This is a genomic window from uncultured Thiodictyon sp. (genome assembly GCA_903837595.1).
Taxonomy (GTDB): Bacteria; Pseudomonadota; Gammaproteobacteria; order Chromatiales; family Chromatiaceae; genus Thiodictyon.
This window is the reverse complement of the sequence record CAILVI010000282.1, coordinates 1-18,819: the sequence shown is the minus strand read 5'-3', so window position 1 is coordinate 18,819 and position 18,819 is coordinate 1. Positions and strand designations below refer to the sequence as shown.

Here is an 18,819-nt window from a genome sequence, read left to right as displayed (position 1 = left end):
TTCAGGTGCGGTCGGCGATCGGGGTGACCGGATCGAGCACGCGCAGTGCGTTGCGGCCGGCCGCCTTGGTCCGATACATGGCCAGATCCGCCCCCTTCAGCAACTCCGCCACGGACACTTCGCCATGGTCGAACAGGACGATCCCGATACTCGCGGTGCTGCGGTGTTCGTGGCCGTCCAGTTGATAGGGCTGGTTGAGGGCGGCCAGGATCTTCTGCCCGACGATCCTGGCCTGCGCGGTGCTGATCCCCCGCGCCCCACTCAAATTCGTCAGCACCACCACGAATTCATCGCCCCCGAGACGGGCGACGGTATCGCTCTTGCGCACGCAGTCGGTGAGACGGCGGGCGACCTGCTGGAGCAGCAGGTCACCCGTCGCGTGACCCGCGATATCGTTGAGGGCCTTGAAGTCATCCAGGTCAATGAACAACAACGCCCCGGACTCCTCGCGGCGGACGCCGTGGGTCGGCGGATTTTGCAGCCGGTCCATCAGGAGCCGTCGGTTGGGCAGGCCGGTGAGTGGGTCATAGAAGGCAAGTGACTTGATTTCCTCGTTCAGCCGGCACAGGGTCCGTTCGCGCTCCCGCAGCAGAATGTGCAACCCGACACGCAGCCGCACCACCTGGGGATTGACCGGCTTGTGAATGAAGTCCGCCGCACCGGCCAGCAAGGCGCCCGTCTCGCTCGCGGGATCGTTGCTGGCCGTAATGACGATCACCGGGATGTCATGGGTGCGCAGCTCGGACTTGAGTCGGTGCAGCACCTCCTCGCCATTCATTTCCGGCATCATGAGGTCGAGCACGATCAGGTCGGGCAGCTCCCCCGTAGCCAGGCGGGTCAGGGCCTCCGCACCGGACAGGGCGAACTCGGCGGCAAACTCCGACGCGAGCGCCCGGGCGATGAGGTGGATGCTGGCCGGGCTGTCATCAATGACCAGAATCCGTGGGGTGGCCGGTTCAGTGGTGTTCAAGGCTGCTGCTCCTCTTCTTCTTCTGGCTTGCGGGTGTGCCGCACTGGACAAGAGCCCCCGGGCTCGGGCGTTGCTTGGTCAGGCCCCGGTGGGGCTCACTGAGTCGTCAACGCACGCGGTGAGCGGTGCGAGCTGGGCCAGCGCGATGTCAAAGCGCAGGGCATGGATCGCCTCGGCCAGGGCCTGCACCGCCGTCTGACCCAGGGCCGGAGCCAGGGCCGGCTGCAGGGTGCTAAACAGGGCCAGGGCCGCCAGGTCATGGCGGGCCAGTGCGACCCGCAGCCCCGCGAGCTGTGCCGGGTCAAGCGCCACGGCGTCGGCCGCGTTGCTGGGCGGCACCGGCGCCGCCTCCAGCCAGGGACCGCTGGCGTCAATGACCGCGGCGAGCTGCGCGGCGAAGGCCGCGAGCAAGGGCTCCAGGTCCGGCCGCTGGGCAACGATGGCGCCCTCCGCGGACTCCGCGCTCTGCATCAGCGCCATGGCACCGATGTTCCCGGCCGTCCCGCGAAGCGTGTGCAATAGCCGGGCGGCCTTGGTCGACTCGCCCTGCTCCAGGGCCTGACGAATCTGTTGGGGTGCCTGCCCATAGTCGCCGGCAAAGTCGCGCAACAGTTCGATAAAAAACGCCCAGTCGTGGTCGAGCTGAATGGCGGCCCGGCGGGTATCGAGGCAGGGGATCTCGGGAAAGTCCATCGGCGACTCCGGTTGGGACGCTGGTTGAGGCGCCGGTTGAGGCGTTGGTACGGGCGCCGGGGCCGCGGCGCCAGTGCGGGTTGACGGCGGGGCGCAGCGTGCGGTCCAGCGCTGTAGGACCGCAACCAATTCCTCCAAGTCCACCGGTTTAGCCAGGAAGTCGTTGACCCCGGAGGCCAGCGCGGCGGCCCGCTGCTCGGCCAGCACCCCGGCGGTGAAGGCAATCACCGGGAGTTCGACCAGGCCGAGTTCGCCGCGGATCGCGCTGGTGGCGGCGAGCCCGTCCAACACCGGCATCTGGATATCCATGAGGACGGCCGCGAAGCCTCGCGGTTGCGCGCGCAGGTAGTCCAGCGCCTGCCGGCCATCGGCGGCCAGCGTGGCGCGGGCGCCCTCCCGCTTCAGGGCCCGTTCAACGACGTCCCGGTTCATGCGACTGTCGTCCACCACCAGGCAATGCAGCCCACTCAGCCGGGGCCCGGTCGGCATCGGCACGCGCGGAACCGCGGCCGGGAGCATGTCCTCGGCCGTGGCCAGCTCGCACGGCAGCTCGAACCAGAAGGTACTGCCGACCCCGAGGCGGCTCTCGCAGCCGAAGGTGCCCCCCATGAGTTCGACCAGGTGTTTGCTGATGGCCAGGCCCAGCCCGGTGCCGCCGAAGCGCCGCGTGATGGTGCTGTCGGCCTGGGTAAAGGGCCGACCCAAGGTGGTCAGCTGCTCGGGCGCGATGCCGATCCCGGTGTCTTCAACCTCGCAGCGCAGGCGCACCGCGATGGCGCTCAGTGCCTCTTGAATTACACGGACCTGCACCGCCCCTCGCTCGGTGAATTTCACTGCGTTGCCCGTTAGATTGACGAGGACCTGCTCCACGCGCAAGGGGTCGCCCCGCAACCGGGACTTCAGTCCCGGCGGCGTGTCGATCTGGAAGGTGAGTCCCTTGGTGCGGGCCATCTCACCCATGAGGCTCTGGACTTGGGCCAGGATGGGCGCCAAGTCAAAGGCGCGGGTGTCCACCCGGATCTGGCCCGCCTCGATCTTGGAAAAGTCGAGGATATCGTTGATGATACCCAGCAGCGAGCGCCCCGCGGAACGAATCCGCTGCACCATCTGCCGGTGCTCCGGCGCCAGCCGGTCGCGCTCCAGCACCTGCGCCAGGCCGAGGATGGCATTCATAGGCGTACGGATCTCATGGCTCATGTTGGACAGGAATTCGGTCTTGGCCCGGTTGGCCGCTTCGGCCTGACGGGAGCGTTCGGCCAGTTGGCGGGTCCGCTCCTCGACCAATTCCTCCAGGTGGTCGCGGTAGCGCTGAATGACGGCGGTCCGCCCGGTCATACCCAGCATCAGCACCTGCAACAACGTGGCAAAGATCAGCCCCACCACGCCCACCGCCCACGCCAGCCAGGGCCGGTGTTGCTGACGGTAGCTTTCAGTGGTGGCGATCGACAACACCCAGTCGCGGTCGCCCATGCGTAGTCCGATTTTCCAGCGGACCGCCGCTAGCGGGTCAGGGACGGTCGCGGCGGCCTGGGCGTCCGAGCGGTAGAGCAGGCCCTGACTCTTAGGGGCCTGGGGATCGGTCAATTGAAACACCAGCCCGGCCGGCACGCGGCCCCGAGTCGCGATCTCGACCAACTGGTCCACCTTGACCACCGCCACGGCCAGACCGATTTGTTGCGTCGCCTCCTGCGTGCCGGCGCCGAGCCGATTGGTGACGGGCAGCAGCTCCAGCACCCCCACCCGCGGCTGCCGCTCCTGCACCAGCCGGATAGGCGCGGTGACGGCCATGGCGTGGGAGGAGCGCGCCCGCTCGATGGCCGCATGGCGGATCGGTTCAGAGTCGATGTCAAAGCCCACGGCCGGCTGGTTATCGGCCAGGGGCACGATATAGCGCACCGCCACATAGTCGGGCCGGACGGCGGCGCGGACCAGGCCCCCGGCCCGGTCGCGTTCGGTGATCTGGTAGGGGCCGAGCGGGGACAATTCGCTCATCTTGCGCTCAAAGGCGCGGCGCTCGGCGGCCGTGACCAAGTCATTGAAGCTGAGCGCGAAGATATCGGGATTGTCTTGCAGGGTGAGGCGGGTGAACTGCTGGAACTGGGCAAAACTGAAGTCCGGGGTGGCCTCAATGAAATGGCGCAGCGAGGAGAGCACCTCCCGATGCGTGATCAGGCGGTCGGTGATGTGCCTGGCGATGGTCTCGCCATCGGTCTGCAACTCACGGTCCTGCGTCTGCCTTTCCCAACGGGCGGTACCGTAGAAGGCGAGCATCACCAGGACCAGGGTGACCAGCATGGGAATCAGGATGCGGCGGCGCCGGTCGCTCCACAGGGGGTCCGCGCGGTTGAGCAGGCCCAGCGTGAGCGGCGCGAAGACCAACACCCCCAGGACGTCCCCCACATACCAGTTCCACCAGGTGAAGGCCCCCCCGGCACCTTCGATCAACCCGGCGACGGCGAGCCCGGTGACCCCGAACGAGGCCGACACGACACCGGCCAAGACGCCGCCCAACAATAGAAAACGAAAGGTGTCCTGCTCGCGATCCAGCGCCTGCCAGGCCGCCCCCTGTCGGCGCTTCACCAGCCAGGCCCCGACCGCGGCTTGCGTGGTGGCGCCGGTGGCAATCACCAGCGCCACGCCCACGGTGGCCCGGGTCAAGGTGCCACCCAGCGAGGCATGAGCGAGATTCAGCGCCGCGGAACCGAGCCAAATGCCCGGCAGCGCCGCTCTCCCCCACCAGAGCGCGCTGGCCAGGGCCAGGCCGGCAGCTGGAAACACCGGACTGGCATAACCCGGCGGAATCGCCAGGGTGAGGCCTGCGGCCCCCAGCAGCGCATAGGCCAGCGCCAGGAAGGCGATGAGCTTCATCTCAAGTCAGATGTGGTTAGCGAGCGCGCGACCTCAGGGGGGCAGCGGTAGGGGGTCGGTCGCCGGTTGGGCGACGCGCTCCAACCAGACCTCGGCGATAAAGGTACTGCCCGTCGCATCGCTCCCCGCCAACCGCAGCCACCCGTTCATCAACCCGGCCAGTTGACGGGCGATGGCCAGCCCCAGCCCAGTGCCGATGTGGCGGTGAGTACCGGTGTGCTCGGGCTGCTCGAAGGGCAGGAAGATCTGCTGTTGGACCTCGGCCGGGACGCCGCACCCGGTATCCACCACCGTGAAGGCCAGCCGGACGCGGTTGCCGGCCTCGCCCGCCACCCGTGCCCGAAGGGTGACCGAACCTTCAGTGGTAAATTTCACCGCATTGTCCAGCAAGTGGATCAGCAGTTGTGACAGCCGGTCCAGGTCACCGCGCAGGCCGGACGGCAGCGCGTCCAGCGCGAATCGCAGCGCCAGGTTCTTGGCCGCGGCCAACGGGGCGATGGCCGTATACAGCCGTTCATACAGTTCGTAGGGCGCGAATTCCCGCGGATTGAGCAGCACCCGGTCAGTCTCGATGTCGGCCAGCTCCAGAATGTCACCGAGGACCCGCGACAGGGTGTTGGCGATGACCAGGACGTCAGCGATTTGCCCCTGCAAAGGCCGCGCGGTTTCCTCCTCGTGCAAGCGCCCGAGCAGGCCGACCATGTCGGCGAGCGGGGCACGGATTTCGCCGCTCATGTTGGCCAGGAACCGGGTCTTGGCGTGATTGGCGGCCTCGGCCCGGCTCAGGGCCTCGCTCAGCGCCCGGGTGCGCTCGCTCACCCGCTGCTCCAGCCCCGCGTTGAGCCAACGCAAGGTCTGTTCGCGCTCCCGCAGCAGGATCTGCATGCCGACACGCAGCCGCAGCACCTGCGGCGTGACCGGCTTATGGATGAAATCGGCCGCACCGGCCAGCAGGGCACTCGTCTCACTCTCGATATCATTGGCGGCCGTGATGAAAATCACGGGAATCTCCCGTGTACGCGGCTCGGCCTTCAGCCAGCGGCACAGTTGGTAGCCGTCCATACCCGGCATCATGACATCCAGCAGGATCAGGGCCGGCAGTTCGCCGGTCTCTAACGCCGTCAGCGCATCGGGGCCAGACAGGGCAAAGGTGCATGCGAACTCCGGGCCGAGCGCCTGGGCCACGATTTCGATGCCGATGGGCTCGTCATCGACAATCAGTATGCGTGCCGTGCCGTCTTCAGACATGCTCTCAAGGCCTCTGTCTTGCTGTTACCGCGGGCTGCCACGCGACGCCCGCGCGCAGTCAGCTTCCCCGGCTGATTGATGCGGCGATGATACCCCCAACCGCAGCCGGTTCCGAAGTCGCATATCATCCGGCCTAATATTCAGATCACACCGGACTGCCTAGCGACCCCGATGGATGCCGAAGCCTTTCCCCGCCTGATCCAGGCGTTGCTCCAACCGGACGCCTATCCCCACGCGGCCCCGGCACCGCTGCGCCACCTGGAGACCCACAGCGCCCACGTCCTGCTGGCCGGGGACTTCGCCTACAAGCTCAAGAAGCCGGTGAACTTGGGTTTTCTGGACTTCTCCACCCTGGAGCGGCGGCGCCGCTACTGTGAGGAGGAGGTCCGGCTCAATCGCCGCCTCGCCCCCGAGTTGTACCTCGGCGTGGTGCCGATCACCGGGACCCCGGACCGACCGCGGGTGGGTGGCACCGGTGCGGTGCTCGAGTATGCCGTACAGATGCACCGCTTTGCCCAAGAGGGCCTGCTCGACCGATGCGCCCTGCCCCCGGAACTGGTCGAGCGCATCGCCGCGCGGATCGCGGCCTTCCACGCCCAGATCCCGCACGCGGACCCGGCGGGCCCCTTCGGCACCCCCGCGGCAGTGCTGGCCCCCATGCTCGAGAACCTGACCCAGGTCCGCGCCCTGATCGGGGCCGGTGAGGCCACGGAGCAATTGGACCGGCTCACGCGCTGGACCCTGGAGCGCTGGCGGGTCCTGACCCCGGTCATCGAGCAGCGGCTCGCGCAGGGTCGGGTGCGTGAGTGTCATGGCGACCTGCACCGCGGCAATATCGCCCAGGTGGATGGTGAGCCGCTGTTCTTCGACGCACTCGAATTCAACCCGGACCTGCGCTGGATCGATACCGCCAGCGAACTGGCCTTTCTGATCATGGACCTGGACGGGGCCGGAGAGTCGGTGCTGGCGCGCCGCCTGCTCAACCAGTATCTGGCACTGGGCGGGGACTACGGCGCCTTGGCGGTCCTGGACCTCTATCTGGTCTACCGGGCGATGGTGCGGGCCAAGGTGCTGGCCATCCGGGCAGGTCAAGCGGACCTGCCGGCGGGCCAGGCCGCCGCACAGCGCGCGCAGTGCCGCCGCTACCTGGACCTGGCCACGGCCTACACCCGGCGCCGCCGCCCGCGGCTCCTGCTCGTCTGCGGCCTGTCCGGGTCCGGCAAGAGTGTGCTCGCCTGCGACCTGCGTGAGGCCCTCCCTGCCATTCACCTGCGCTCGGACGTCGAGCGTAAGCGCCTCTTCGGTCTGGACGCGCAGGCGCGGTCCGGGATCGGTTGCGGCACCGGGATCTATTTTGCCCAGGCGACCGAATGGACCTATCAGCGGCTACACGAACTGGCCAGCGCGATCCTCGCCAGCGGCTACGACGTGCTGGTAGACGCCACGTTCCTGACCCGCGCACGCCGGACGGTCTTTCGCGATCTGGCGCGCCGCCAGGGTGCGGGCTTCGCCGTCCTCGCCCTGCTGGCACCCATGGCGGTCCTGCGTGCGCGGGTGGCGAGCCGACTGGCCGCGGGCCTGGACGCCTCCGATGCCTCGGTCGCCGTGCTGGAACAACAGGCGGGGGCCTGCGAGCGGCTGAGTTGGTCGGAGCGCCGCACGGGACTCACGATCAACAGCACCAGGCAGCCGCCACTGGAGCAGATCCTGGGGCGCATTGCGGCACTCACTGGGGTGCCGATCGGGGAGTGATCGACACCCGGACAGTGAGTTCACTGAGCCGGCGGTCGAGGCTCACCGAGCGGCTTGACCATTCGCATCTCCTGTGGGATTGCATTGCTGTGATCAAGGCCCGCCGCCGGGACGCTCAGTGCGGCACCCCTGATCCGTATCGTTCGGCAACCGCGGCGCAAATGCCAGCAACTGGCGTTGGTAGACCTCCGCGACCTCAGCGAACGGCTGATGCTCACGCGTGTAGAGTACCGCCCGATGCTCAAGAATGGCGTCCGGAATGGCCAGGATGCAGCCGGTCGCCCGCGGCAGCGGACCTGACTCACGCTCCCAACCGGCCGGTAGCGGCGCCCACAACTGAGTGACCGCAAAGGTCCGGCGATAGGGTTCAACCGATTCGACCACCTTGCCGAACGGGGTATCGGTCGTCTCCAGGAGGCGATTCATCTCCGAGGTCAAGCGCGCGGGCACATACCAATTCTCTGCCTCCGACAGGACCTGGGTACCGCATTGCAGTCGCACCCGCCGATATTTCACCACGTCTTGGTCAGTCACCGCGAGGCGCTGCCGCTGTTCGTCCGTCGGCGCCTTGTCCTGCGCGGCCATGACGTGCGCCACGATCTTCGGCTCCGCGGCCAGCCGATGGTCACGACACCAGCCCTCCAGGCTCCGCGTTGCGCTGCGGCTTGCGAGTATGTCGGCATTGAGGGTTTGAATCAGCGCCAGCGCCTGGAGCCGCGCCACGAAGGTATCGGGCCAGGGCGGCGATTCCCGAGCGTACACAGGTAGCAACGCAATCAGCCCGGCGGCCATAATGAGACGCCGGAGCGTGCCGCTGAGCCAACTGTTTGGTCGGTGCCAGGGAAACAAATACATCGTCATTGCCATTTCACCGTTCATGAGCCTTACCGGCCTTGGGCATCGTTGCGGTCAGCGACGATCGGTCTTCATCATAACTCCGACCGCGCGCCCTTGCGGCGGCCCGTCGCGGCCGGGGGGCCGCTCCTACCGGACAGGAACGACCCCGGCTTGCGCCCCGCGCACCTTGAACGCCCCCTGTGACGCCAACCCCGAAAAGGGTTAAAGTTGTCGGCTACCGATCCACCCTGGAGGCAAGACCCATGTCTGACAAGGACCCGCGGCCCTTCACCGAGGAGATCACCGTCGCCGGAGGCGATCTGGTGGGCAAGGTCAAGGCACTGATCCAAGAAGGCAACGTGCGCCGGCTGATCGTGCGCCGACCCAACGGCGAGGCCCTGACTGAGATCCCGCTCAACGTCGGCCTGGGGGTCGCCGGGGCGCTGGTGCTGCTGGCGCCGGTGCTGACCGCACTCGCCGCCATGACGGCCTTGTTCACCCAGTTCCGGATCGAGATCGAACGCGACCCCAACGCCAAGCCGCGCCTGCGCAAGGCAGACCGGGACCCCGACTAACCACACACCACTAGCGACTTAATTTATATGCAGCAGATCAAGCAGACCGCCGACTACACCATCTTCAAGAAGAAGTCCGGCCGCTACGCCGTCAAGGCCAAGAACAAGCAGTGGGTCCACGCCGCCGAGAAGACCCAAATCCTGTTGGCTGAGGCCCTGATCACTCAGGCCCGGCCGAAGCCGGCACCCGAGCCCGCCGCCGAAGGCGAGGCCGCCGCGTCCTGAGCCTGCCCGACCGCGGGGCGCCGCTACCGGTCGACGGCGCCCTCCCCTCACTCGCCGCCGCCCTGGCCCAGGGCCACGCGGTCCTTACCGCCCCGCCCGGGTCCGGCAAGACAACGCACGTCCCGCTGCTGCTGCGCGATGCACCCTGGCTCACGGGCGGCACCATCCTCATGTTGGAGCCACGGCGCCCGGCCGCCCGCATGGCCGCCGCCCGCATGGCCGATCTGCTCGGCGAGCCGGTCGGGGAGACGGTCGGCTATCAAGTCCGCTTCGAGCGGCGCATCGGCCCCAACACCCGCATCCAGGTCCTGACCGAGGGCATCCTCACCCGCCGACTCCAGTCGGACCCGGGGCTTAAAGGGGTCGGGCTACTGATCTTCGACGAATTCCACGAGCGCAGCCTCCAGGCGGACTTAGGTCTGGCGCTGGCCCTGGACTTGGCCGAGGCCCTGCGCCCGGACCTGCGCATCCTCGTCATGTCCGCCACCCTGGAGGCCGACTCAGTCGCCCGCCTGCTGGGCGGGGTGCCGGTGATCCGCGCGCAGGGGCGTCTATTTCCGGTGGCGGTCCGCTACCTGGAGGTCGCGCCGCGCGACCCGGTGGCGGCCATGGAGCAGGCGATCCGCACGGCGATCCAGGAGCAGGCCGGGGACCTGCTCGCCTTCCTGCCCGGCGCCGGCGAGATCGAGCGGGTGCGTGCGCGCCTGATCGGGACCCTCGCCGAGGGGATCGAGGTCCTGCCTCTGCACGGCACGCTCAGCGTCGCCGAACAACAGCGCGCCCTGGTCCCCGGGCCGGGCGGGGGTCGGCGGGTCGTGCTCGCCACCGACATCGCCGAGACCAGTGTCACCATCGAGGGCGTGACCACGGTCATCGACGGCGGTCTCGCCCGCAAGCCCCGCTTTCATGCCGGCTCCGGCCTCAGCCGACTGGTGACCGAACCGATCCCGCTGGCCTCAGCCGAGCAGCGCGCCGGGCGTGCCGGGCGGCTTGGTCCCGGGGTCTGTTACCGGCTGTGGACGCGCGCCCAGGAGGTCGGCCGCCCCCCCCACCGGCGCGCCGAGGTCTTGGACGCGGACCTGGCGCCACTGGCCCTGGATCTCGCACTGTGGGGCCTGCGCGACCCGGGTGAGCTGCGCTGGCTGGACGCGCCGCCCCCGCCCGCCTGGCTCCAGGCGGTCGACCTGCTGAAAGACTTAGGCGCTCTGGACCAGTCCGGGGCTATCACCCCCATCGGGCGACGGCTCGCGGAACTACCCCTGCACCCGCGCCTGGGGCGGATGCTGTGCGCCGCCCAACCCGGACAGGAGGCGCGCCGCGCCGCGGACGTGGCGGCGCTGCTCGCGGAGCGCGATGGCTGGGTCGGCACCCCGGGGGCGGGGCGGCCGGCGGACCTGGGGTTGCGCCTGCACGCACTGGAGGCGTTTCGCGCGGGCCGGCCGGTGCGGGAAATGGAGCGTGGCCGACTGGTGACCGCCGACCGGTTGAGCCGCCGGCTGAGCCCGGAGCGGGAGCGGGAACGCCCCGGGGGCGCCCCGGCGCCGGCACGCGAACCCGGCGCCCTGCTCGCACTGGCCTACCCGGACCGGATCGGCCAGCGCCGGGGCGCCCTGGGCACTCGCTACCTCCTGGCCGGGGGGACCGGCGCCGAGCTGCCGCGCGACGATGCGCTCGCGACCCACCCCTATCTGGTGGCGGCCGAACTGGACGCCCGCGGTCCCGATGCACGCATCCAACTCGCCTTGCCGATCAGCGAATCAGACCTGCGTGAGACCCTGGCCGGGCGCATCCAAGTGAGCGAGGAACTGGGCTGGGACGCCGCCCGGGAGAGCGTGACGGCGCGCCGAGAGAGCCGACTTGCCGCACTGGTGCTGGACTCCCAAGCGATTCCGACCGCGGACCCGGAGCGCACCCTCGCATTGCTCCTGGAGCAGGTGGCGCGCCAGTTCGAGCGCGCCCTGAACTGGGATCCGGCGGCGCGACAGTTACAGGCACGGGTCAATCTGCTGCGCACTCACGATGCCCAGGGCGGTTGGCCCGACCTGTCCGATGAGCGATTGAGCGCGGACCTGGGCGACTGGCTCGCACCCTGGCTCCAGGGCAAGCGCAGCCTGGCGGACGTACGCGCCCTGCGCCTCACAGAAGCCCTGGTGGGGATGCTGGATTGGGGTCAGCGCGCGCGCCTCGACACCCTGGCGCCGGAAACCCTGACGACCCCGGCCGGCAACCGCCGGCGGCTGGATTATCTGGCCGGTCCGGAGCCGGTCCTACCGGTCCCACTGCAGGAACTCTTCGGCACCCGCGAGACCCCGAGCCTGTGCGCAGGGCGCGTCCCCATCATGCTGCACCTGCTCTCCCCCGCCGGCCGGCCGGTTCAGATCACCCGCGATCTGGCCGGCTTCTGGGCACGCGGCTATCCCGAGGTCCGCAAGGAACTGCGCGGACGCTACCCCAAACACCCCTGGCCGGACGACCCGCTCACCGCGCAGCCGGTCACCAAGACCCGCGGCCACCGTGGCTGAGCCCGCCCGCACCGGACCGCGGTCCGCACACCAGGTACCACGTGGCCGGTGTTTCAGGACAAGATAAGTTATTGTAAGAAAGCGATAACGGTCTTATGCTATTCGCCCGCGAGCCAGGTTTACACACTGTGATTGAATCCCAACCATTGAGTGGCCGTCCGCACCAGGGCCAAGCACCAAGCTTCCTTGGCGGCCTCGCCCTGGCGGGCGCCCTGGCCCTGGCGCCGAGCCACGCCGCTGACCAGGCGATGATTCCTGTCACCTATTCCGGCGGGGCGCCGCCGCCGCTGACCGTGGCGGCCTATCAGGCACTCTCCGCCAACCAATCCCGCAACTACGACCGGACGCAGGATATCTCACTGCGGCAGATGCGCATTTTGCTGGACGTGTCTGAGCGCACCGGAGCCAGTCTGGGACAGGCACTGGCCACCGGCGAGATGGAAAGCGCCTATACCTGGAACGACCACGTCCGGCCCACCCTGAAGAATGGTAGCCTGGGATCGGCGACTGGGGTTTGGCAGTTCCTGCCCGGTACCTTTCATGGCATTGTCAAGAAGTACGGGGCGCAATTGCTGGCCGCCAGTGAGGCCAATGCGGCCATGGGCCGCGAACGCCTGGATCTCAGCGAGGGACCCTTTACCGATGCCAAGGTGCGCAGCCTGATACTGGAAACGATGGACGGCCAGCGGGGGGCCGATGATGAGGAGCTCCAGCTACTGCGGCACAACTTCGCCGTGCTGGCCTTTGCCAAACACTATCTGAGCGTCGAGAACGGCGCAACCACGGCGGAAGAGGATTATCTGTTCCACTTCCTGGGGGCCGGACAGGGCCGACGGGTGCTGGCCCTGGCACGCGGCGAGGCGCGCGATACCCTGTGTGTCAAGGCTGTCGAGGCGCCGGCGCCAACGCTGGAAACCAGCCCGGAACTCGCCACGGTGGACGGCAGAATCGTCACCATACCAGCACTGGCGGCCCCATCAGCCGCTCCCCCCATGGCCGTCGTACCCGCCTTTGTTGCCCGTGCCGGGCGTGCGCCTGCTCCCCCTCCTGCTGCCGCCGTCACGGCGATGGCATCCCGCCGAGCGCTGGCTTCACCCACGGTGGCGGCCGCGCCCGCGACGACATCACGCGTGAGTATTGTTCTGCCGCCGCCCGTTGCGACGCCGCGCGGGCAGCAAACCGCGCCGGGCCGAACAACAAGCGACCGTATCATCACAATCCTCAGAGGAGCGGTGGGGTTGGAGCCCGCGCCGCTCGCCGCCCCCGAAACCGGCCTGGTGTTACCGATGGCTCCCCTGGCGCCCCCACCACCGCCGCCCGTGTCGTCGCAGTGGGGACTGCCCGCCAACTCTCCGACGGTGACTGGCAACCTTGGAATGTTCTACCGCGACGGTAAAGGACAGTCCCAGCCCTATACCTGGGCCGGATTCCTGGCCAATCTGGCGAAGCGCGTGCGGGCCGCCGACCAGCCGGCCCTGGTGCGGGCCAAGTATGGCGTCGGCTTCGCACTCAAAGGGGGCGATGTTGCGGAGCGGTCATTCAATCCAGCAAATTTGCCCGACCCAGTCGAGTTTCGCTATGAGAACGGCCGCGCGGTACTGGTACCAGAGGTGATGGTGATCGGCCCGCTGGGCCGGGACGAAATCCGCCAGTATAAGGAGCGCGTCACCACGCTCATCAGCCAGGGAGAGGACGCCCCGCGGGATACGCTGTCACCGGAGGCATTAGCGGCCCTGCGTCACCTGAAGCTGCTGCCGCCGCAGGCGCAGGAGCCGAGCACCACCCACCCGGAGGTGCGCAAGGCGCTGCACCAGTTCCGCAAGAAGATCGGCAAGGAGGAGCCGAAGGATCCGGCGCATGCCAACCTGTTGACGCCCGCCGAGCGGATCGCACTCGAATTCTATGACCAACGCATCACCCGTTATGCGCAATTGCAGGCCGGCCAGTTAGCTTCTTTTAATGGCGCGCTGGACCTGAACCGCATCAAGAAACTGCCGGCCAGGCAACAGCGGTTAGCAACGCCGCATATTGCCGCGTTGCAGACCGCGCTGGCCGCTCAGGGACTGCTGACGCAGCCGACGCAGAAAGTGGTCTGGCGTGACCGCAAACGCAAGAAGCATGTCGAATACAATCCGCGCCCCTTCCCCGGCAAGCTGGACAAGGCAACGGTGGTCGCACTCAACACCTTCCAGTTACGCAATGGTCTGCGCAAGACCTTGGGCATAGTGGATGCCGTGACACTCAACATGCTGGGCCTGCCCACAATGGGGCCGGACATCTTTCTGCCCATCACCGGCCCGCAGTGTCCATTCTATGGGTGGACCGAGACCGATTCCATGTGTGAGGTCGCAGAGGAAAAACCCACCGTCTGTGGTCCGCGCTGCATGATTCGTCCGGGATGACGGCTGAGCACCCCTCACACCGTTCGCGTGACACCGCTCCAGCGGTGTCACGCCTGTGTTTGGCGCTCCGCGCCCCGTGCGCCGATGGCCGCAATTGCGATCAAGGTTTCAAGAGGCTCCTGCGCTTCATCGGTCGTGAATGAGCGACCTTCCCCGGAGCATCGCAAATAGGCGTCAGATCGAGCAACGCAAGCCCCTATATGAGGACGCGAGGGCCAACTGCCGGCTCAGGAGCAAGCGGCTTGCCCCGGCAGGCCAATTTTCGAATTAGGCAAGACAACGCTCACCTTGAGATTCTCCATGATGTCGGGCCTGACATAAACAGAACACTCGGCAATCTTCCTTGCCGTTCGACCGAACCCCAGACGTTTAAAAGATATCCTGTTGCATTGATCGTTGAGCACCACACCCACCTCCATGGGCATGACTCCACCCGGATGACCAAATACGAAGGACGACCGAATATCCCGCTTCGGCATCAGATCATTGGGGATGGTTCCTGGCACCGCTGCCGCCGCTGCAAAACAACACGAGCCTGTGCCCATAAAAGTCGGATGCATGCCTCTCACAACCACCAGTTTACCGATCAATGAACATTGCGCTCTCTCGACCACCGTGCCGTCCGACGCGGTATAGGTCTCGGCTCCGGTCACCATGCAAACCGGCGGCAAGAACCATTCCCTGGCGTCCTGCCAGCAATCAACCAGCCCAGCCAGCATGGCCGCTTTCCCACGGATTTCCGCGCAACGATCGAACAGCTCGTGCCTGGCATTCAGTTCGTAGAGCGTTTCCCGTCCGCTGCAGCCGACAGCACCGGCATGAACATAAGCGACAATATTGGATACGTCGCAAATGGTCACGAAAACCTCAGTGCCGTCTTCCATAATGACCCGATCCTTGACCCTGCCGGTAGGAAACATCTTTCCTGTTGCGGGTCCGACTGTATCACGGAAATCCATGAATATCTTAGAACCGCTACCCGGAATCCCAGATATGACATAATCGCCGGCCACCACCGCACTGTTGTTCTTGATCATCACTTCCGCATAGAGCAGCTTCTGGGTGTTCGTATTCCAGATCCGCAGTTCGTGTTGCCCATCCGGCAGGGTAATCAGCCCTCTATCCAATGCAAACAGCGGAACCCCGGCTGAGACATTACCGCAATTGGCATTGTAGTCCAGCGTATCGGTCAGCGGCTCCACCTGAACAAACGTGTAGTCGATATCCGCGTCGCGGCGCTGTGACCGGCCGACAATTGCGACCTTTGAATTCCAGAACTGTCCTCCACCCAAACCGTCGACTTCAAGCGGGTCGGGCTTCCCCATGACGGCTGCCAAGAACTGCTCCTGACCATGTCCCATCTCCGGAATTTCATCAGCGACGAAGAATAAGCCCCGGCTGGTGCCTCCTCTGATGATAGTCACCGGAAAAATCATCTGCTCATTGTTCGTGTCGAATTTGCTCATCGGTGGTGCACCTCTTCCCGTCTACTTCCAACGCTTTGAACTGAGCTGGCTGTCTGCGGCGTGGCAGGCCACCGCAGCACTAACCCTGGTTCAGACTGTCATCTCGTTCCGACGCTCTGCGTCGGAATGCAGTCTTGATCGCTCCAGCGGCGCGATTGGCCAGGCGACGCTGGAGCGTTGGAGCCAGACGAGACTACGACTTGCCCGGCTGCAAACGCGCCCATGCCTCATCCTCCTCCGCTTTCAGCCAATCTTCGGCCAAGACAGCCTCTGCCAACAGGGCCGAATCGTTCGCTTCCAAGTCCAGCAATGTGAGCAGGGCGCGACCGGGCGGCAGGCGGATCGGCGGCTCCAACGGATGTACTTGGCCGGTGGTGTCGATCTCGACTTCGATGGTTTGCAACATGATCTAAGTCTCGCGATGAGCAGATGAGGTTGACGCCAATAGACCCGGTAGGTTGGGGTGAGCGTGGCGAACCCCAACGCTGCGTTCCAGCATCGACGAATGCTGTTGGGGTTTGTTCCTCACCCCAACCTACGCGCTTCCATTCTCCATATTCTGGTACGCACATGACAATTCGCCGATCCGTCAAATTGACCGCAATCGCCCAATCTCCGTTCCCATATCATCAGCCGATTCATATCGCTCCTTCGGAGGGCTCAGCGATCTTATTAGAAGGTCTGAAAAGTCGGTTGATACACCTTGATCAGATAGCGATCGCTGCATGTTCCCAGGATGCGGAAGAGTCCCAGTGAGCAAATAATGCGCCGTAACCCCTACAGAATACAGATCAGGACCCGCACCTAGCAATGTTGGCTCCATTTGCAGTTCCGGGGCGATGAAGCCAGAAGTGCCCACCGCGGATGTCGTCAGCCGAGTCGCTAACGTGTGTTCGATTGCCACCCCTGCGCCAAAATCGACTATCTTATAGATGTCGCCAGACATCATAATATTTGACGGCTTTATATCTCTATGATAAATACCCAAGCTGTGAGCTTCTTGCAGCGCTTGAAGAACTTGCAGGCAGAGTTTTCTCACTTCAAGCTCACGAAAAATGCCTTTTTCCCTCATTATTTGGTCTAGGTTGTCGCCATCTATAAATTCGGTGACGATAAAGGGAGTTCTTCCGGCAATTCCAGCATCGTAAAATCGGACAATGTTACGGTGGGATAGCGATCCCAGCAAAGACGCTTCTCTGGCAAAGCGCTGAACCGGCTTACCTTCTCCTTGATAAAAGCTAGGATCAAAGACCTTCACCGCTCTTAACGAACCGAGTGCTGCGTGAGTCGCTTTATGAACGGTGCCAAAGCCGCCGGCTCCTATCTTCTCGTCTAACACCAGATCTCTCTGAAGGAAGTGTTGCTCAATAGATACCTCTTCATAGTTATTGCACGCGGAAGAGTAGTGCAAGTCGTAGCTGTTTTTCAGAAACTCTCGCCTTTCGTCGTATGTCGAAAGCGTCTTAATAAAATCCCAATAGCCCCACGCATCGTTAGAGTCTTTCAAGAAATCCGGAACCTCGCCGATAAGAGGCTTTAGCTCGATTAGCCGCTTGCGCGCTGTACGGTATCTTTCCTCTACAGCATAGTCCTTTATTGAAAGACGGTAAAGCGCTATACCCTCCAGGATATCTCGCATGCTATTGATGGTTTCCTCAATGTAAATCAGATTGCTCATTATGCCATTTCTCGGACATGCTGGAAAATCTCATTAGGATCGAGAACTTGGATCGCGATGCTTGCTGCCATCGGCCAAGAGCCCATAACGGGGCGATTGATTGACGTTGAAAGGCCCACCACTCGGGCCGGGACTCGTACCAGTCGCTGTTCAATGCGTGCACGATTAAGTCGGGTTACTGTCGCGCGACCCATTGTCCGTAATAGGATATTGGCAATCGGGCTAGTCCGACCGACTGGCCCGATCCGCACCGGCTCGTGGATACCTTTGAAGTTTTCGAGGGTGAGTCCCTTGAGGATCATCGGGTTGTCCTGTGCGTTGCTTGGGTGTCAGTGATGCCGGTGGTGTTATCGGGAGTGTGTCATAGAGGTCACCGCGACCCCGGCTTACCGTCCATGGCACTGGATTCCGGCATCCTGCCGGAATGACGGAGTGCGCGCTCCGTGCCGCCACCCTGCTCCAACTCGGCGATGGAATCCAGCAGCCGCCTGGCGTTGTTGGGGCTGCGCAGCAGGTGGGCGGTCTCGGCCAGGACGTTGCAGTCGTCCAAAGAGAGCATTACGACCGCCTGGTCGGACTCGCGGGTGATGATGACCGGCTCATGGTCGTCACAGACCCGGTCCATGGCGCTGGCAAGGTCGGCGCGGGCGGCGGTGTAGGTGATCGCGTTCATCGGGCTCTTAACCTTGGGCGTGTTGTAACGGATGCATCGGGCCGGAAGGCACGGGTTTGCATGTTGTCGAGTGGTTTCTCCGGATCGATGCCAGTTTAGCGCGGTGTCGCGGACTGTTGCGTGCTCTGTCGGGTTACGGCGCGCCGCGGCGTCGCGGCAGAACAATCGATGAGGAGCCGGCGCGCCTAACCCGACCTGCCTTGACCCGTATTAAGCAGTTGCCGTGCCATCACGGCTCGACCCCGTGTTTCTTGAGCCAGTTGGTCAAGGTCGTTGGGTTGCCGAAGCCGAACAGCCGGGCGGCGCGGGTCTTGTTGCCGCCGGTGAGGCGCATTGCCTGTTCCAGGTAGTGCCGGGCGACTTGGTCGATGGTGGCTGTGAGATCAATTCCTTGGGCGATGTCCTGGGTCAGGGTCGGGTCGCTGGCCAGGTCCCGCGTCGGGCTCGGCAGCAGGGCGTCGCGGGCGTCCTCCAGGTCGATGGTCGGGCCTGGGGTCCAGACGGCGGCGCGGCGGAGCGTATTGAGCATCTCGCGGACGTTGCCAGGCCAGGGGTGCTCAAGCAGAAGTTTTCTTGCGGTAACGGAAAGGTTCTTGGGGCTGTAGCCGGGTTCGGTCTCGCTCTCGCTCTCGCGGTTGACCTGGTCCAGCAGCCGGTCGAGCAGCAGGCCGGCGTCGCCCTCGCGTTCACGGAGCCTCGGCAGTTGGATGACGGCGACGGCGAGCCGGTAGAAGAGCGGCCGGCGGCGACCTCATCGACCAGGCTGCGGTTGGTGGCGGCGAGGATGCGCACGTCGACCATGGTGTGGCGGTGGCGCCGACGCGGGTGGCCTCGCCTTCCTGGAGCGCGCGCAACAGCTTGACCTGGGCGGGTTTGGGCAGTTCGCCGAGCTCGTCCAGGAACAGGGTGC

Annotated in this window: 15 protein-coding genes; 5 read left to right on the top strand and 10 right to left on the bottom strand. The window is 65.4% G+C overall.

The window, feature by feature from the left end:
- Position 1: 1 nt before the first annotated feature.
- The 3 genes from QZY44_RS15475 to QZY44_RS15465 form a co-directional block, all read right to left on the bottom strand.
- The gene (locus tag QZY44_RS15475) at positions 2-970 is read right to left on the bottom strand and encodes a diguanylate cyclase (RefSeq protein WP_295447847.1); all 969 of its coding nucleotides are present in this window, start codon (positions 968-970) and stop codon (positions 2-4) included.
- 78 nt (positions 971-1,048) lie between these two features.
- The gene (locus tag QZY44_RS15470; RefSeq protein ID WP_295447844.1) at positions 1,049-4,531 is read right to left on the bottom strand and encodes a CHASE domain-containing protein; all 3,483 of its coding nucleotides are present in this window, start codon (positions 4,529-4,531) and stop codon (positions 1,049-1,051) included.
- Positions 4,532-4,564: 33 nt separating this feature from the next.
- Entirely contained in the window at positions 4,565-5,779 is a 1,215-nt protein-coding gene (locus QZY44_RS15465; RefSeq protein ID WP_295447842.1) for a response regulator, read from the bottom strand.
- Between the two features lie 171 nt (positions 5,780-5,950).
- Here QZY44_RS15465 and QZY44_RS15460 point away from each other — a divergent pair, with 171 nt between their 5' ends.
- Complete coding sequence (locus tag QZY44_RS15460) at positions 5,951-7,531, top strand: bifunctional aminoglycoside phosphotransferase/ATP-binding protein (RefSeq protein ID WP_295447839.1); 1,581 nt, start codon at positions 5,951-5,953, stop codon at positions 7,529-7,531.
- Between the two features lie 93 nt (positions 7,532-7,624).
- On the opposite strand, the gene QZY44_RS15455 is transcribed toward QZY44_RS15460, so the two are convergent.
- Complete coding sequence (locus QZY44_RS15455) at positions 7,625-8,392, bottom strand: hypothetical protein (RefSeq protein WP_295447835.1); 768 nt, start codon at positions 8,390-8,392, stop codon at positions 7,625-7,627.
- Positions 8,393-8,631: 239 nt separating this feature from the next.
- Here QZY44_RS15455 and QZY44_RS15450 point away from each other — a divergent pair, with 239 nt between their 5' ends.
- The 4 genes from QZY44_RS15450 to QZY44_RS15435 all read left to right on the top strand — a co-directional run bounded on the left by QZY44_RS15450 (position 8,632) and on the right by QZY44_RS15435 (position 14,092).
- Positions 8,632-8,943: a DUF4342 domain-containing protein gene (locus QZY44_RS15450; RefSeq protein ID WP_295447831.1), complete on the top strand. Its 312-nt coding sequence runs from the start codon at positions 8,632-8,634 to the stop codon at positions 8,941-8,943.
- A gap of 27 nt (positions 8,944-8,970) precedes the next feature.
- The gene (locus QZY44_RS15445; protein ID WP_295447826.1) at positions 8,971-9,168 is read left to right on the top strand and encodes a hypothetical protein; all 198 of its coding nucleotides are present in this window, start codon (positions 8,971-8,973) and stop codon (positions 9,166-9,168) included.
- On the top strand, positions 9,165-11,690 hold the full coding sequence (gene hrpB / locus QZY44_RS15440) for an ATP-dependent helicase HrpB (RefSeq protein ID WP_295447871.1): 2,526 nt from the start codon (positions 9,165-9,167) through the stop codon (positions 11,688-11,690). Before QZY44_RS15445 ends, hrpB begins: the two co-directional genes overlap by 4 nt.
- A gap of 128 nt (positions 11,691-11,818) precedes the next feature.
- Positions 11,819-14,092 (top strand): peptidoglycan-binding domain-containing protein, encoded by a 2,274-nt coding sequence (locus QZY44_RS15435; RefSeq protein WP_295447823.1) that lies wholly within the window; start codon positions 11,819-11,821, stop codon positions 14,090-14,092.
- A 227-nt stretch (positions 14,093-14,319) separates the two neighbouring features.
- On the opposite strand, the gene QZY44_RS15430 is transcribed toward QZY44_RS15435, so the two are convergent.
- The 6 genes from QZY44_RS15430 to QZY44_RS15405 all read right to left on the bottom strand — a co-directional run.
- Entirely contained in the window at positions 14,320-15,558 is a 1,239-nt protein-coding gene (locus QZY44_RS15430; RefSeq protein WP_295447821.1) for a PrpF domain-containing protein, read from the bottom strand.
- 193 nt (positions 15,559-15,751) lie between these two features.
- Positions 15,752-15,964: a hypothetical protein gene (locus QZY44_RS15425; protein WP_295447820.1), complete on the bottom strand. Its 213-nt coding sequence runs from the start codon at positions 15,962-15,964 to the stop codon at positions 15,752-15,754.
- 183 nt (positions 15,965-16,147) lie between these two features.
- The gene (locus QZY44_RS15420) at positions 16,148-17,236 is read right to left on the bottom strand and encodes a serine/threonine-protein kinase (RefSeq protein ID WP_295447817.1); all 1,089 of its coding nucleotides are present in this window, start codon (positions 17,234-17,236) and stop codon (positions 16,148-16,150) included.
- A 370-nt stretch (positions 17,237-17,606) separates the two neighbouring features.
- The gene (locus QZY44_RS15415) at positions 17,607-17,909 is read right to left on the bottom strand and encodes a type II toxin-antitoxin system prevent-host-death family antitoxin (protein WP_295447814.1); all 303 of its coding nucleotides are present in this window, start codon (positions 17,907-17,909) and stop codon (positions 17,607-17,609) included.
- A gap of 229 nt (positions 17,910-18,138) precedes the next feature.
- A complete protein-coding gene (locus QZY44_RS15410; RefSeq protein WP_295447811.1) occupies positions 18,139-18,438 on the bottom strand; it encodes a helix-turn-helix domain-containing protein in 300 nt (99 codons plus the stop codon).
- A gap of 157 nt (positions 18,439-18,595) precedes the next feature.
- The coding region (locus tag QZY44_RS15405; protein WP_295447808.1) for a sigma 54-interacting transcriptional regulator at positions 18,596-18,819 on the bottom strand (224 nt) is incomplete at its 5' end.

Excerpts from the sequence above, each read along its gene's own strand:
- QZY44_RS15465 (WP_295447842.1), bottom strand. The coding sequence starts at position 5,779 with ATGTCTGAAGACGGCACGGCACGCATACTGATTGTCGATGACGAGCCC.
- QZY44_RS15415 (WP_295447814.1), bottom strand. The coding sequence starts at position 17,909 with ATGAACGCGATCACCTACACCGCCGCCCGCGCCGACCTTGCCAGCGCC.
- QZY44_RS15410 (WP_295447811.1), bottom strand. The coding sequence starts at position 18,438 with ATGCTCAATACGCTCCGCCGCGCCGCCGTCTGGACCCCAGGCCCGACC.
- QZY44_RS15425 (WP_295447820.1), bottom strand. The coding sequence starts at position 15,964 with ATGTTGCAAACCATCGAAGTCGAGATCGACACCACCGGCCAAGTACAT.
- QZY44_RS15470 (WP_295447844.1), bottom strand. The coding sequence starts at position 4,531 with ATGAAGCTCATCGCCTTCCTGGCGCTGGCCTATGCGCTGCTGGGGGCC.
- QZY44_RS15450 (WP_295447831.1), top strand. The coding sequence starts at position 8,632 with ATGTCTGACAAGGACCCGCGGCCCTTCACCGAGGAGATCACCGTCGCC.
- QZY44_RS15420 (WP_295447817.1), bottom strand. The coding sequence starts at position 17,236 with ATGAGCAATCTGATTTACATTGAGGAAACCATCAATAGCATGCGAGAT.
- QZY44_RS15455 (WP_295447835.1), bottom strand. The coding sequence starts at position 8,392 with ATGACGATGTATTTGTTTCCCTGGCACCGACCAAACAGTTGGCTCAGC.
- QZY44_RS15430 (WP_295447821.1), bottom strand. The coding sequence starts at position 15,558 with ATGAGCAAATTCGACACGAACAATGAGCAGATGATTTTTCCGGTGACT.
- QZY44_RS15460 (WP_295447839.1), top strand. The coding sequence starts at position 5,951 with ATGGATGCCGAAGCCTTTCCCCGCCTGATCCAGGCGTTGCTCCAACCG.
- QZY44_RS15445 (WP_295447826.1), top strand. The coding sequence starts at position 8,971 with ATGCAGCAGATCAAGCAGACCGCCGACTACACCATCTTCAAGAAGAAG.